The 15,404-nt window shown below is 70.4% G+C and carries 10 protein-coding genes; 4 read left to right on the top strand and 6 right to left on the bottom strand.

The genetic code is table 11. From position 1 onward, the window contains the following. Positions 1-79 precede the first annotated feature (79 nt). Positions 80-994 carry a class I SAM-dependent methyltransferase gene (locus tag AB0C46_RS10275; protein WP_362827268.1) on the bottom strand — a complete coding sequence of 305 codons (915 nt, stop codon included), beginning with the start codon at positions 992-994 and terminating at the stop codon, positions 80-82. A gap of 228 nt (positions 995-1,222) precedes the next feature. On the opposite strand from AB0C46_RS10275, the gene AB0C46_RS10270 reads away from it, so the two are divergent. Continuing rightward, a complete protein-coding gene (locus AB0C46_RS10270) occupies positions 1,223-3,280 on the top strand; it encodes a phosphocholine-specific phospholipase C (RefSeq protein ID WP_362827266.1) in 2,058 nt (685 codons plus the stop codon). A 299-nt stretch (positions 3,281-3,579) separates the two neighbouring features. Further along, positions 3,580-4,638 (top strand): aldo/keto reductase, encoded by a 1,059-nt coding sequence (locus tag AB0C46_RS10265; protein ID WP_362827264.1) that lies wholly within the window; start codon positions 3,580-3,582, stop codon positions 4,636-4,638. A 210-nt stretch (positions 4,639-4,848) separates the two neighbouring features. Here the strand turns inward: AB0C46_RS10265 and AB0C46_RS10260 are convergent, their stop codons facing one another. Further along, complete coding sequence (locus AB0C46_RS10260) at positions 4,849-5,994, bottom strand: Ig-like domain-containing protein (RefSeq protein ID WP_362827263.1); 1,146 nt, start codon at positions 5,992-5,994, stop codon at positions 4,849-4,851. A gap of 265 nt (positions 5,995-6,259) precedes the next feature. Continuing rightward, complete coding sequence (locus AB0C46_RS10255; protein WP_362827261.1) at positions 6,260-7,636, bottom strand: DUF6777 domain-containing protein; 1,377 nt, start codon at positions 7,634-7,636, stop codon at positions 6,260-6,262. 271 nt (positions 7,637-7,907) lie between these two features. Here AB0C46_RS10255 and AB0C46_RS10250 point away from each other — a divergent pair, with 271 nt between their 5' ends. Further along, entirely contained in the window at positions 7,908-9,230 is a 1,323-nt protein-coding gene (locus tag AB0C46_RS10250) for a streptophobe family protein (RefSeq protein ID WP_362827259.1), read from the top strand. A 13-nt stretch (positions 9,231-9,243) separates the two neighbouring features. Here the strand turns inward: AB0C46_RS10250 and AB0C46_RS10245 are convergent, their stop codons facing one another. Genes AB0C46_RS10245 through AB0C46_RS10235 form a run of 3 tightly spaced genes read right to left on the bottom strand, consistent with a single transcriptional unit; the run spans position 9,244 to position 13,389 of the window. Further along, entirely contained in the window at positions 9,244-10,281 is a 1,038-nt protein-coding gene (locus AB0C46_RS10245; RefSeq protein ID WP_362827257.1) for a serine/threonine-protein kinase, read from the bottom strand. Further along, positions 10,278-11,003, bottom strand: a complete 726-nt coding sequence (locus AB0C46_RS10240; protein ID WP_362827255.1) for a hypothetical protein — start codon at positions 11,001-11,003, stop codon at positions 10,278-10,280. Before AB0C46_RS10240 ends, AB0C46_RS10245 begins: the two co-directional genes overlap by 4 nt. A 16-nt stretch (positions 11,004-11,019) precedes the next feature. After that, a complete protein-coding gene (locus tag AB0C46_RS10235; RefSeq protein ID WP_362827254.1) occupies positions 11,020-13,389 on the bottom strand; it encodes an FHA domain-containing protein in 2,370 nt (789 codons plus the stop codon). Positions 13,390-13,777: 388 nt separating this feature from the next. Between AB0C46_RS10235 and AB0C46_RS10230 the strand changes: the two genes are divergently transcribed. Then, positions 13,778-15,328, top strand: coding sequence for a nucleobase:cation symporter-2 family protein (locus tag AB0C46_RS10230; protein ID WP_362827252.1), 1,551 nt, complete (start codon positions 13,778-13,780; stop codon positions 15,326-15,328). The last annotated feature ends 76 nt before the right edge of the window (positions 15,329-15,404 follow it).

The following is a 15,404-nucleotide window of genomic DNA, read 5'->3' as shown; positions in this document are numbered from 1 at the left end:
CTCCGCCCGGGTCCGGCCTCCCACCGGGTCCGGCAACCACCGGATCCGGCCTACCACCGGATCCGGCCTGCTGAGCCGGTCATCGCCGGTGAGCCGTCACCAGCCACGCGGCGCTGCCGAGCGTGACACCGTCGGGGCCCTGGTGTTCGGCCAGCGCATCCCGCAATGCGGTCGCTGTCTTGGCCCGCGCTTCCGCACTTGCCTCGGCGAGCATCGCGCGCGACCCCGGCATACCGAGCTGGTAGGCCACCACGTCGTCCGGATCGGTCCCCATCCACATCGGCTCGTCGACGGGGCCGATCGTGATCTCGTCGTATCCGGCGCCGTCCAGCAGCTTCTTGATCCGGTCGGCGTCGGCGAGCGAGAACGGGCCCGGGGCGTCCGGCGCCTCAAGCTCCGGCAGCTGGACATACGGGGCGATAGCGCCCATCGGCACGGTCAGATAGGCATTTTCCCGCACGCTCCGCCAGCACAGGAACGCCAGCTGTCCGCCCGGACGCAGCGCTCGGGCGATGTTTGTGAACGCCGCCTCCGGGTCGGCGAAGAACATCACCCCGAAGCGGCTGATCGCGACGTCGAAGGCGCCGTCCTCGAAGCGATGGACCTGTGCGTCCCCTCGCTCGAAGGTGACCTGCGGCAGTCCGGAGTCCGCGGCCTGCTTCCGGCCCTCGGCCAGCATCGGGGCCGACACATCGACGCCGAGCACCGATCCCCTGGCTGCGGCCCGCGCCGCCGCCAGGCTCGTGCCGCCGCTGCCGCATCCGATGTCCAACACCCGGCTGTCCGCCTGGATCCCGGCCGCCGCCATTAACCGCGGGGTGAGCCGGCGGTACCTCGCCTCCTGCTTTTCCCGGTGCTGGACCCAGAACTGTCCGTCGTCCCCGTTCCAGGCCTCGTTCCAGGCCTCGGCCTGTTCGGCGGTGCCCGCCGCGCTCTCGTCGGGCGCCGGTGTCCCGCCGTCCCCGGCCACGCCCTGATCGTTACCCTGCCCCATTTTTTCCCCTTGCGCGAAATGCCCCCGCGGGCGGCTGTACGACATCCCCGACCAGGGAGTTCGGCGCACGTACCCCGATGTGTCATATCTGCGACACCCCCCCTTCCCTGGCACTCGTTCCTCTTGGAACACTCTGCTGACCGTGGTTCCGCACCACTCCTCACACAACCGCACACCAGTACCCTTCATTTCGCCAACTCCCCCACCCCCGAAGAGGTTCCCCAGCCCATGCCTGAATTGAATCGGCGGCGTTTCCTTCAGATCGCCGGCGCCACCGCGGGCGCCTCGGCCCTGTCGAGCAGCATCGCCCGTGCCGCAGCCATCCCCGCCAAGCGGCGCTCCGGATCCATCAACGACATCGAGCACATCGTCGTCCTGATGCAGGAGAATCGTTCCTTCGACCACTACTTCGGCTCGATGAAGGGCGTCCGCGGCTTCGGTGACCCGCGCCCGGTCACCCTTGAGAGCGGTAAGTCCGTCTGGCACCAGCCGGACGGCGACAAAGAGGTGCTGCCGTACCACCCGGACGCCGAGGACCTCGGCATGCAGTTCATCGAGGGCCTCGACCACGAGTGGGCGGGCGGCCACAAGGCCTGGAACAACGGCAAGTACGACAACTGGATCCCCGCCAAGACGGCCGGGACGATGGCCCACCTGACGCGCAAGGACATCCCGTTCCACTACGCGCTCGCCGATGCGTTCACCGTCTGCGACTCGTACCACTGCTCGTTCATGGGTGCCACCGACCCCAACCGCTACTACATGTACTCGGGCCACGTCGGCAACGACGGCTCGGGTGGCGGCCCGGTCCTCGACAACGCGGAGCTGGGGTACAGCTGGACGACGTATCCGGAGCGGCTGGAGAAGGCCGGGATCTCCTGGAAGATGTACCAGGACATCGGTGACGGCCTGGACGCGGACGGCAAGTGGGGCTGGATCGAGGACGCCTACCGCGGCAACTACGGCGACAACTCGCTGCTCTTCTTCAACCAGTACCGCAACGCCAAGCCCGGCGACCCGCTCTACGACAAGGCCCGCACCGGCACCAACGCCAAGCAGGGCGACGGCTACTTCGACCTGCTCAAGGCCGATGTGAAGGCCGACAAGCTCCCCCAGGTCTCCTGGATCGCCGCCCCCGAGGCCTTCTCCGAGCACCCCAACTGGCCTGCGAACTACGGCGCCTGGTACATCTCGCAGGTACTGGACGCGCTCACCTCCAACCCCGAGGTGTGGAGCAAGACCGCCCTGTTCATCACCTACGACGAGAACGACGGCTACTTCGACCACGTCGCCCCGCCCTTCCCGCCGGGCTCCGCCGACCGGGGCAAGTCGACCGTGGACACCACGCTCGACCACTTCTCCGGCGATGCCAAATTCGCGGCCGGCCCCTACGGCCTCGGCCAGCGTGTCCCGATGATCGTCGTCTCCCCCTGGAGCACCGGCGGCTACGTCTGCTCCGAGGTCTTCGACCACACCTCCATCATCCGGTTCATGGAGCGCCGGTTCGGCGCGCACGAGCCGAACATCTCGCCCTGGCGGCGCGCCATCTGCGGCGATCTGACCTCCGCCTTCGACTTCGGCCTGGAGGACACCAAGCCGGCCTCGCTCCCCGCCACCGACGGCTACCAGCCGCCGGACAAGGAGCGTCACAAGGGCCTGGTGGCGAAGCCGCCCGCCAACCCCGTGCTGCCCAAGCAGGAGCCGGGCTCCCGCCCCGCCCGCCCGCTGCCGTACGCACCGCTCGTCGACGGGTCCGCGACCCCCTCCACCGGCCGCTTCACCCTCACCTTCAAGAGCGGTGACAAGGCCGGCGCCTGCTTCACCGTCACCGCGGGCAACCGCACCGACGGCCCCTGGTCGTACACCACGGAGGCCGGCAAGAAGATCTCCGACACCTGGAACACCTCCTACTCCAAGGACGTCTACGACCTGACGGTCCACGGCCCGAACGGCTTCCTGCGCACCTTCAAGGGCGACGGCAAGAAGACCGGGCCCGAGGTGACCGCCCGCCATGACGCGACCGCCGGCCGCGTTGAGCTCACCCTGACCAACCCCGGCCGCACCGACTGCCATCTCACCGTCACCCAGGCCTACGGCGGCGCCGGCGAGACCTACCCGGTCCGTGCGGGCGCCACCGTCAAGAAGTTCATCGACCTGCGCGCCAGCAAGCGCTGGTACGACCTGTCGGTCACCTCCGACACGGACAGCACCTTCCTGCGCCGGTTCGCCGGCCATGTGGAGACCGGCGAGGCGGGTGTGAGCGACCCGGCGATCATCACGGGCTGAGCGGCCCACGACGCCCTTTCCACCACGCTCTTTCCGCCGGTTCGCCGACGGAGCACGGGGCGTCCGTCGCACGGCGGGCGCCCCGTTGCGCTGCCCCCGGCCGGCCCCGCGCGGTCAGTAGGCAAGCCGTAGTCGCAGCCGGTACGAGCTGACCGGCCCGGCGGGCAGGACGCACCAGGTGCACCGGCCAACCCGGGCACCGCCGCGGCCCGGACCGGCGCCGTCGCTTGCCGTGGAGTGCGCTCCAACTCCTAGCGTGGGCGCACGACCTACAGCAGTTGCTGAACGAAGGGAACATCGTGCGCTACACACTGTTCGGCAGAACCGGTCTGCGGGTGAGCGAGCTGAGCCTGGGCGCCATGACCATCGGCGAGGACTGGGGCTGGGGCGCCGCCAAGGACACCAGCGGCCGGATCCTGAACGCTTACGCGGACGCGGGCGGCAACTTCATCGACACCGCCAACAACTACACCGAGGGCAGCTCCGAGCGGATCCTCGGTGAGCTGCTCGACGGCCGCCGGGACCGCTTCGTCCTGGCGAGCAAGTACACCTGCGCGACCCGCAAGGGCGAGGTGAACGCGGCGGGCAACCACCGCAAGAACCTGGTCCGTTCGGTGGAGGCGAGCCTGGACCGGCTGCGCACCGACCACCTCGATGTGCTGTGGGTGCACGCACGGGACAACTTCACACCCGTGGAGGAGGTCATGCGGGCGCTGGATGACGTGGTGCGGTCGGGAAAGGTGCTCTACGTCGGTGTGTCCGACTGGCCCGCCTGGGAGATCGCGCAGGCCAACACGCTTGCCGAGCTGCGCGGCTGGACCGCCTTCGCGGGCTCGCAGCTGCGCTACAACCTGCTGGAGCGGACACCGGAGCGCGAACTGCTCCCGCAGGCCCGCGCCTTCGATCTGGCCGTGCTGGCCTGGGCGCCGCTCGCGGCCGGCAAGCTCACCGGCAAGTACCGCCGCGGCGAGAAGGGCCGGCTGGACGGTGTGGACGGCAGCGCCACGGGGGATCACCGCGAGGAGGAGACCGTCACCGCGGTGCTGGAGATCGCCGAGCAGGGCGGCTGGAGCCCCGCGCAGGTGGCCCTGGCGTGGCTGCGCAGCCGGCCCGGCAACATCATCCCGATCATCGCCGCCACCAAGGAGAGCCAGCTCCTCGACAATCTCGGCGCCGTCGACATCACGCTGGACGCCGACGCGCTGGCCCGGCTCGACCGGACCAGCGCGGTCTCGCTGGGCTTCCCGCACGACTTCCTGCGGGAGCCAGCCATCATCGAGAACGTCTACGGCGACCGCTGGGCCGAGATCGACGACCGGCGTTCCACCTACCGCCGTACGGCGAGCGAGATCCGCTGACGGGGCGCCGTGCCACGGGCGCACGGCGCCGCTCGCCGGCCGGGCGGACACCCGGCCGGACCGGATCGTCCCGGACACCGAACGCCGAACGCCGAAACGCCGAACGCCGAAACGCCGAACGCCGCCCCCCGGATGGCCGGGTGGCGGCGTTCGCTGTTCTCGTTGCTGCCCGTCACCCGCAGCCGCGGGCCTCGCGGAGGGGCGCCCAGGTCAGTGCTGCAGTGCGCTGCGCTGCTGCCACTGCTGCCAGCTCTCCTGCCAGACCTCCAGGCCGTTGCCGACATCGGTCTTGTTGGTGTTGCTGGTGCCCTTGACCTCGACAGTGGAGCCGATCGTCAGGAAGTCGTAGATCTTCTTGGCGTCCGAGGTCGTCATGCCGAAGCAGCCGTGGCTGTTGTTGTCCACGCCGATCGACTTGTTCCACGGGGCGGAGTGCAGAAAGGTCCCGGACGCGGTGAGGTGGGTGACCCACTTGGAGTCCAGGCTCCACTCGTCGCCGTGGCCGATGGTGGAGGAGTCCATCGTCTCGGCCGCGTTCTTGCTGCGTACGGTGTGCACCCCACCGCGGGTCGGGTCCTCGGGGGAGCCCGCGGAGCCGCGGATGCTGCCGACGCTCTTGCCGTTCTCGTACATCGTCAGGGTGTGCGAGGGGACGTCGATGACGGCCTTGTGGTCGGCGCCGATGGTGAAGCCGAAGTTGTAGTCGCGGGCGAACCAGCCGCCGTCACCGGAGTTGATACCGGACAGCGCGCCCTTCACGGAGACCTTGGTGCCGGACGGCCAGTAGTCCTTGGGCCGCCAGTCGATGCGGTCCTTGCCGGAGTAGTCCTTGACCCAGCCCCAGGAGCCCTCGACCTTCGGCTGGGTGGTGACCTTCAGCGCCCTCTCGATGTCGGCCTGCCGGTCCTTGGATATCGGGTTGTCGAAGAGGATCGAGACCGGCATTCCGGTGCCCACGGTCGCCCCGCCGGACGGGGTGTTGGTGAGCTTGTTGACCTTGCCGGCCTTCTCCGTGGTGAACTTCGAGGTGGCCGAGGACTCCTTGCCCCCGTCGGACTTGGCCTTCGTCCGCACGGTGTACGTGGTCTCCGGCATGACCTTGCCGTCCGAGTTCCATGACGCGCCGTCACCGGAGAGCCGTCCGGAGACCTTGCCGCCCTTGTCGTTCTCGACCTCGACCGAGGTGAGCTTGCCGCCCTTGGCCCGTACGGATATCTCCGAGCCCAGCTTGGCCGGGGCGTCCCCGGCGGCCGGAGTGACGGTCACCTTGGCCGCCGGCTGGTCGGCCTTTGACGCATCGGCACCTCCCCCGCACGCGGTCAGCAGCGCGGCCGCCGCGGTGAGGGCGGGTATCAACCGGGCAGGGTGGCGGCGTGGTCCGGCGTGCACGAGGGTCCCTCCAAAGCAGAACAACTGGCAGTGGCGGAGCCCGGCCCGTCAGGGGGTGACCTTCAAGGGCCGCCATTGCACCCGCCGCATAATCAGAGGGCTTGTCCGCTGAAGTGGTTGTCCCGTGCATCTGAGGAATAGGACACAGTTCGATATCGGGGCGTGAAAAAGCGGCGGCGGACGGCCTTCCGGCCGCCCGCCGCTTCGTCTCTCTTCCGGGAGCGCCCCGGTGTCAGGTGGACGGCGGTGTGTCGCCGCCCGAGGCCCCGCCCTGGGTCGACTGACCGCCGGTGTCCCCGTTGGTCGTGCTCCCGGTGGTGGTGTTTCCGGTGGTGTTGTCGCCGGTGGCGCTCCCCGTGGTGGTCTCGCCGTTGGTGCTCCCGGTGGTGGTCGAGCCGGTCGTCCCGCCGTCCGGCGAGGTGCCACCGTCCGTGGTGCCCCCATCGCCGGAGGGCTTGTCGGTCGGGCTGCCGGGGGACCCCGTTCCGCCGGTCTCCGACGGAGCGGTGCCGGTGCCGGTGGGCTGTTCGGTGGACCCGGGGCTGGTCTCGCCGGACGGTGGCGACTGGCCCGGCGGGGGCTGGGACGAGGTGGGTCCGCTGGGGGTCTCGGCCGGCGGGGCCGTCGGGCGGTCCTCGCCGCCGGTGGTGCCCTCGGGACGCTTGAACCACTTGCCCGTCTTCGGATCGCGCAGGGTGAATTCCTTGATCTTGGACTTCGTGGGGGTGACGACGACCGCGTTCGAGGACTGGTATCCGGGCCACTTGGTGCCGACCGTCTTCACCTCTCCCTTGAGTGCCGTCGGCGGCGTCAGCGGGTTACCGCACTTGCAGCGCACCCGTGGCACGCCGTACGAGTCGACCATGACGGCGGTGCCGGCCTGCAGGACCGACTGGAAGGTGGTGGCCTTGCCGTCCTTGAAGCCGTGGTTGGTGACCCGGGTGTCATAGGTCAGCTGAACGGGCGTCAGCGACCGCAGATAGGACGGCACGTCGCCCGGCTTCTTGCCCAGGACGCCGGCGAACGCCTGGTTCTTCGCGGGGGCCTCCGTCAGATAGGTGATCTGCTTCTCGACATCACAGCTCGCGCTGCTCTCGGTGCCGCCGTAGAGACCGGGTGTCCCGCCCGAGAACTTGCTGTTCCCGCCGCCGGACGGCGGCCTGGGTGTGGCCGACGGGGTCGGGGAGGACTCGTTCGCCGACGACTTGGTGACCGGGTCGGGGCCGGTCGAGGCGGCCGGTTCGGCGAACACCTCGCTGGTGCCGCCCCCCGGACGGGTGAGTACGACGATGAGGATCACGGCCACGACCACGGCGGTCGCGATGATCGCGACCCGCGGCGCGGACCGCCACCAGGGCCCGCCGGCTCCGGCACCTCCGCCGGCGCGGCCGCCGCCGCCACCGCCGCCGCCTCCGCCGCCCCCTCCGCCGCCCTTACCGGGCCCGCCCGGGGGAGGACGGTAGCCGGGCGCGGTGGGCTCCTCCGGCTGTGCCTGGCCCGGCCACGAGCCCACCTGTGTCGGCTCGTGGCCGGGGCTGGACGGCGTACCGGAGAGCGGGCCCGACGGCGGCCCTGTCGGGTGGCTGTCAGGCGGCGGTGGAGATGTCACGGGTGCCTCTTCCGACGCGTGTGGGCCATCCGGCGATGCGAATTTTGCCCGTGTTTGTCTATGTCAAGGACATTGTGTGCCCGGGAGTGGCGCCGTCCGCAAGCGGGGCGGCACGACGGTGCTTACGGTGGTGCGTGCATGCCGTCCCTGCGGTAGATGCACGGAAATGCGTGTTCTGCGGCAGGGGAAAGCACCTTCCGTCGCCCGCCGGCGCAGGCGTCGTCCCAGGCGGACCGTGGGTATCGCGGTCCCGCGACCGGCAGAAGAGAGGTTGAGCCAGATGCGAGGCCCCGCGTCAGCCGGTTCCCCTGGCCCGGTACATCCTCGTGGCGCACCGCCCGCCGTCCGGGCCTGGGCCCAGGCCCTCGGCGCGGCCGTGGCGGGCCTCGTCACCATGATCGTGGTCGCCGCCCTCGGCCTGTGGGCGGCGGGCGCGGCGGACCTCCCCGGCGGGGCGTTCCCGTCCGTGGTCGCGGCCACCGTGCTCGTCGCGGCCGGCGGCTCGGTGGGTCTGTCCGGGGACGCCGGGGTGATCGCGGAGGCCGATGCCGCGCTGGACGTCGTACCGCTGTCGGTCACACTCGCCGGAGCGCTGGTGCTCGCCGCCGTCTTCCTGCTGCCGCTGCGCCACCGGGCGGTGGCCGGCACCCGGGAGCTGCTCGGCCGGATCGCCCGCACGGCGGTGTGCTGGCTGGTGCTTCTGCTGCTGATCACGCTCGTCGCCCGGCACAGCTTCAAGATCTCCGTGGGCAACGACCTCGCCGATCAACTGGGCACCGAGCTGGGCACCACACCCACCATCGGCTTCCGCGCCGATGTGCCCGCGACGCTCGGTGCCGGGCTGCTGTGGGTGCTGGCGGTGCTCGCGCTGACCTTCCTCATCTCCCGCCGGGCCCCGCTCTCGCCCCGGCTGCTGCACTTCCAGGGCTCCGTACGGCCACCCGCGTTCGCGATGCTGCTGACCCTGCTGGCCTATGTCGTGATCGGGCTGGTCGCCGGCGTTGTCGAGCTCATCACCAACGACCGTCCGGCCGAGACCCTCGCCGTCATCTTCCTCGGCCTGCCGAACCTGGCCTGGATGGCGCTGGGCATCGGCACCGGCGGCGCCTGGGTGGGACATATCGACAAGGCCCTGGGCCTGCCCCTGCCGCACCTTCTCGACCAGGTGCTCCGCACCCATGGAGAGCGGACCCTCGACCTCGGCTCGCTCGCCGAGCACGACCGCCGGGCCTGGCTGCTGGTGGCGGTGGCGGCCGTGGTGCTGCTCGCCGCCGCCTTCACCGCGGCGGTCCGCTCCCCGGCCCGGCTGCCGGCCTGGCGGCACGCCGTCGAGATGGCCGTGGCGCTGGCGCTCACCCTGTTCGTCGTCGGACTGCTCACCCGGATCTCCGCCCATTACGGGCTCTCCGTCGTCGGCGTCGGTGACCTCGGCGGTGACCTGGGCGGCGAGGTCACCCTGGAACCCCAGCTGCTCCGGCTGGTGGGGGTGGGCCTCGTCTGGGGCCTGGTCACCGGCTTCCTCGGCAGCCTGCTGGCGCGGGGCGTACGGCATCCGGGTGAGGTACGGGAGCCGCGCGGGGCACCCGAGCCGTGACGGCCGGTGCGCCCTACCCCGCGCGGCCCGGGAACATCGGGGTCGCCCAGCGCGGCGGGGGCGGGGGCGCCGCGCTGCGCCGGCCGCCCTGGTCCGGCTGGGCGTCGACCTGCGTCATGGGATGCGCCTGGGGGGTGCCGGCCGGCGCCGGGGGGACCGTGGCCCGTCCGGCGGCGCGCAGTGCCGCCACAAACCCCCGGCAGGTCTCGTAGCGGTTGTCGGGCGCCTTGGCCAGGGACTGGGCGAACACCGCGTCGACGGCCTCCGGCAGATCCGGCCGCAGTTCCGTCATGGCCGGCGGCGGATCGTACTGATGCGCCCACAGCAGCGCCATGTCGTCATCACGGCGGAACGGCGGCGCCCCCGTCAGCATCTCGAACAGGACGCAGGCCAGGCTGTAGACATCGCAGCGGCCGTCCACCGGCCGGCCGGAGATCTGCTCGGGCGCCACATAGTCCAGCGTGCCGACGAACTGGCCGACACTGGTGAACCCGGTCAGCGACAGGGACTTCTTCGTCAGCCCGAAGTCGGTGAGATAGGCATGCTCGGGGCGGTCGCTGTCGGTGCCCTCGGCGATCAGGATGTTGCCCGGTTTGACGTCCCGGTGCACGAGGTCGTGCGCATGGGCGGCGTCCAGTGCGGAGGCCACCTGGAGGGCGATCCGGCAGGTGGTCTCCAGCGACAGCGGCCCGTCGCGGTCCAGCAGCGCCCGCAGATCCCGCCCCTGGACGTAGCGCATCGCGATGTAGAGCACGCCTTCGGTCTCCCCGGCCTCGAAGACCGGGACGATATGCGGGTGGTCGATCGCCGCGGCGACCCGCGACTCATGGGCGAAGCGCTGGCGGAAGGTGTCGTTCCGGGCGAGTTCGGGTGCCAGCAGCTTCAGCGCCACCGTGCGGCCGAGCCGCAGGTCCTCGGCGCGGTAGACCACCGCCATCCCGCCCCGGCCGATCTCGTCCTGGAGTAGATACTCGGCGATCTGCCGCCCGCGCAGCCCGGAGGAGTCGGGAGCGGTGGAGCGCTCCTGAGACCGGCCGGGCTCGCCGTTCACCGGATCTCACCCACGGGGTTCGGCGGTGGGGGCGGCGGCTCACCAGGGTGGAGGGCGCGGGTCTGGCCGGGGTCCGGTGGCGGTGCCGACGGCCCGTCCGGGGGGCCCGGCGCCCCGGGGTCCGGTGCCGGTCCGGGTGCTCCGGCGCCCGAGGGGGCCGGCGGAGCCGCCGCGGGAGCCGGCTCGTCCCGTGCCTCCGCGCCCACCCCGGACCCTTGCCGCTCCCCGGACCGCGACGACGGCCCCGCCGTCACCGCGTACGTCTGCAGCGACACCCCGTCGCAGTAGCACCACCGCTCGTGCCGGGCGTCGTAGAGCCAGACCGCATCGCCGTCCACGACGACTCCCAGCCGGGTGCCCCGGGTGCGCCGGGTGAAGGATTCGCCGTCCAGCTGCCCGGTGGCCAGCTCCTCGATCAGCTTCCGGTAGCGGCTCAGTTCGCCCTCCGCGGCGCCCAGCAGCGGACGGGGGTCCGCGGTCCGGGCGGCGCCCTGCGCGGCGGCCGGCGGTTCGCGCGGGACGGCCAGCAGCAGCCGGCCGTCCACCCAGGTCGACCAGCCGTTGGAGCACAGCGCCAGCGCCCAGTCACCGCGGCGGTCGATGATCTGGACCGGCAGCAGCGGATCGAGCGGTGCGGAGGGCCGGGTGGTGTCCGGGGCCGACCAGGTCGCCATACCCTCCGGGGGGACGACATGGCTGGGGAGGAATTCCGGCGAGGTCACAGGCGGCTCCTCGGCGCTACTTGCGCATGATCTCGGGCTCGTGCCGCCGCAGCAGCTTGACGACCACGAATCCGAGAAGCAGGGAGAGCACGATCATCATGCCCATGTTCAGCAGCCAGATCCCCGGTTTGTGCTGGAACAGCGGGTCCGAGGTCCCCTGCGGCATGATGTGGTGCAGATCGATGGTGCCCGCCATGGCTCCGAGCCCCCACCGGGACGGCACCAGCCACGCCAGCTGCTCCAGCACCAGCACACCGTTCAGTTTGAGCAGCGCACCGCAGAACACGACCTGAACGATCGCGAGCAGGACCAGCAGCGGCATGGTGACCTCTTCCTTCCGCACCACCGCGGAAACGAACAGGCCGAGCATCATGGCGGTGAACGCCAACAGCGCCACCGCGAGGGTGATTTCGATCAGTGGCGGCAGCAACACCCCTTTGCCTCCCGGCGCGTTCAGCTTGACGCCGATCAGTGCCACCAGGGTCAGCACCACGGCCTGGACGATCGTGATCAGCCCCAGCACCAGCACCTTGGACATCAGATACGCCGAGCGGGACAGGCCGACGGCTCTCTCCCGCTGATAGATGGTCCGCTCCTTGACCAGCTCCCGTACCGCGTTGGCGGCGCCGGTCAGCACCGCTCCGACGCACAGGATCAGCAGCGCGTTGACCGCCGAGTCCTGGGTGAGTGCGGACCCGGCCAGGGCGTGCGCCATCGCTCCCATCACGAACGGCAGCGCGACCATGATGATCAGGAAGGTCCGGTCGGCGGTCAGCGCCGCCGCATAGCGCCGGACCAGCGTGTGCAGCTGTTTGCCCCAGCTCTGTGCTTTCGGCGCGGCCACCGGGCCCGCCGGGGCCTCGGGGGCGCGCGGGGGCTGATGGGAGTCCGCGGCGACATAGCGCCGGTGCTCGGGCGAGGCGCGGAACCGACCGGCCCAGTCACGGTCCTTGTCGTTCTCGAAGGCCTCGAACGCCTCCGGCCACTGCTGGAACCCGAAGTACGCCAGCGCCTCCTCCGGCGGCCCGTAGTAGGCGATGGTGCCGCCCGGTGCCAGGACCAGCAGCCGGTCGCAGACGTCCAGGCTCAGCACGCTGTGGGTGACGACGATGACCGTACGGCCGTCGTCCGCCAGCCCGCGCAGCATATGCATCACGGAGCGGTCCATCCCGGGGTCGAGACCGGAGGTCGGCTCGTCAAGGAAGAGCAGCGAGGGTTTGGTCAGCAGCTCCAGGGCCACGCTCACGCGCTTGCGCTGGCCGCCCGAGAGGCTGTGGATCGGCTGGTTCACCCGCTGGTCGAGGCCCAGTTCATGGATCACCTCGTCGACCCGCGCCTGCCGCTCGGCCTTCGCGGTGTCCTCGGGGAAGCGCAGCTCCGCGGCGTAGCCGAGGGCCCGGCGCACGGTCAGCTGCAGATGCAGGATGTCGTCCTGCGGGACGAGTCCGATGCGCTGGCGCAGCTCGGCGTAGTCGCGGTAGAGGTCACGGCCGTCGTAGAGCACCGTGCCGTCGTCCGCGGGGCGCAGTCCGGTCAGCGCGTTGAGCAGCGTCGACTTGCCCGCGCCGCTCGGTCCGACCACGGCGAGCAGGGTTTTCTCACCCACCGGGAAGGACACCTGCTCCATCAGCGTCTTCCTGCCGTTGTCGACCCGTACGGCCAGGTCCTGCACGTCCAGCGACACCTCGCCGGTGTCGATGAACTCCTGCAGTTCATCGCCGACCAGGGCGAACGCGGAGTGCCCGATGCCGACGATATCGCCGGGGATCATCGGGGCCCGGTCCACCGGCTGGCCGTTGAGGTAGGTGCCGTTGTGGCTGCCCAGGTCGACGATCTCGAAGCCCTCGGCGCCGGCGCGCAGCTCCGCGTGCCGGCGGGAGACCGAAAGGTCGTCGACGACCAGGTCGTTCTCGGGCGCGCGGCCGATCCGGGTGGTCCGGGCGGCCGGCAGCGGCCGTACGGAGCTGGGCTGACGGAAGGTATGGGTGCCGGCGGGATGCGAGACGGCGGAGGGCCGCTCGGTGCGGGTCGGCGGTGCCGGTGAGGCAGGCGGTGCCGGCGGTGGTGACACCTTGGAGAGCACCGCACACGGACCGTCCGCGGGGTTGCCGAACCGGATCACACTGCCGGGCCCGACACCGGTCTCGTGGATCCGCCGCCCGTCGGCGAACGTGCCGTTCGTGCTGTCCTCGTCCTCCACCGTCCAGTGGCCCGACTTGGTCCGCAGCACCGCGTGATGCCAGGAAACCCGGGCGTCGTGCAGCACGAGTTCACAGTCCGGGTCCCGGCCGACGTGGTAGATGCGGCTGGGGCTCATCACCTGGGTGCTGCCGTCGGACTCGATGACGAGTTCCGGCGCGGTGGGCGCATCCTGCCGCTCAGCCATACCAAAATGCTACGGCCGCGCGCCGGGCTCCGCCTGTTGGCGCGGTAGCGCCGCGGCACACAAAGTCCCCTTCCCAAAACGGTATTTCGGGGCATGATCACCCTTTATCCGAGCGAATACGACCGGTTACTCGCGAGAAACGGCACAGGTCAACTAGGGTGAACGCTCCGATTGGTCCCACCTGCAAATTCCATGGAAATGCCGGAATTTGCTGCGCTGGTCGCAAGAAGTCCTGTGGAACCCGGGACGCACAGTGCAGTGCAGGGCTACGTGGTGTCGGTAACACCGCTGAACGTCGGCTTTGTAAGACCCAGCCGGCCCGTCCGTCCTCCGGGACACGACGGGCCGGTCCCTTCTTATTCACCTACCTCCCGAAGGCAAGGCAGAGATGGCACGAGTCTCCCGACAAGATCCCGAGCAGTTCTCCCAGCAGCGGGCTCACCCCGTCGACGAGGTACTCCCCGTCGGCAAACTCACCCTCTACGGTTTCCAGCACGTCCTCGCGTTCTACGCGGGAGCGGTGATCGTCCCGATCGTTCTCGGGAACGCCCTGGGTCTGTCCCGCGAGGAGCTCGTCTATCTGATCAACGCGGACCTGCTGACCTGCGGTATCGCCTCGATCATCCAGGCCCTCGGCGTCTGGAAGATCGGCGCCAGGCTGCCGCTGGTCCAGGGCGTCACCTTCACCGCGGTCTCCCCGATGATCGCCATCGGGCTGGGCGCGGGCGGCGGCACCGCCGGTCTGCTCGTCGTCTACGGCGCGGTGATCACCGCGGGCATAGCGACCTTCCTCGTCGCGCCCTTCTTCAGCAAGCTGGTGAAGTACTTCCCGCCGATCGTCATCGGCACGATCCTCACCGTCATCGGCCTCACCCTGATCCCGCAAGGGCTGCAGGACGCGGCCGGCGGTGCGCAGTTGAAGGGACACGCCGAATACGGCGATCCCAAGAACCTCGCCTACGCGCTGGGGACCCTGCTCTTCATCCTGCTCATCGTCCGGCTCGGCAAGCCGTACCTGAGCAGCCTCGCCGTACTGCTCGGCCTGGTCGCCGGTACCGGGGTCGCCTGGCTCCTTGGCGATGTGGATTTCGGCGGGGTGAAGAATGCCGACTGGTTCGGCGTCAGCACGCCCTTCCACTACGGAATGCCGAAGTTCGAGCTGTTCCCGATCATCGCCATGGTCGTCGTCATGCTGATCACCATGGTGGAGACCACCGGAGACGTCTACGCCATCGGGGAGATCACCCGTAAAAAGGTCGACAACGCCACCGTTGCCAACGCCCTGCGCGCCGATGGTGTCGCCACTGTCCTCGGCGGCGTCTTCAACTCCTTCCCCTACGTGGCCTTTGCCGAGAACATCGGCCTGGTGCGGATGTCGCGGGTCATGAGCCGGTTCGTGGTGGTCGCGGCCGGCGGCTTCATGATTGTCATGGGGCTGCTGCCGAAGGCGGGCAGTGTGGTGGCCGCGATTCCGCACCCGGTGCTCGGCGGTGCCGCGATCGCGATGTTCGGCATGGTCGCCGCGGTCGGTATCCAAATCCTGGGCAAGGTGGATCTGCGCGAGGAGCGCAACGCCCTGATCCTCGCGGTCAGCCTCGCCGCCGCCCTCCTCCCCAACGCGGTCGCGCCGTTCTTCGAGCGGATGCCGGAGGACGTCCGGGCGGTCCTCAACAGCGGGATCACACTGGGCAGCCTGACCGCCGTCCTGCTGAACCTCTTCTTCAACGTCTTCACCCGCCGTAAGACGATGGAGATCGACTGGGACGAGATCGAGGGCGACGAACCGGCGGAGACGCACGAGCCGTTCGGCGCGCACGGTCCGGCGGACCCGTACGCCCCGCAGGCGCACCCGGGCCCGCACACCCCGCAGGGGCCGCATCACCCGCAGGGACCGCACCACCCGCAGGGCGGGCCGGACTGGGGGATACCCGGCCGCTGAGTCCGCCAACGGCCGCGGGCGGGGAGGGAGCCGGACATCCGGTTCCCTCCCCGCCCGCTTTCGCCGGTGCCCGCAC

Origin of the sequence: Streptomyces sp. NPDC048637 (assembly GCF_040650675.1) — a bacterium.
Lineage (GTDB): Bacteria > Actinomycetota > Actinomycetes > Streptomycetales > Streptomycetaceae > Streptomyces.
The sequence above is the reverse complement of the archived record's forward strand: the minus strand, read 5'-3'. Positions and strand labels throughout refer to the sequence as shown.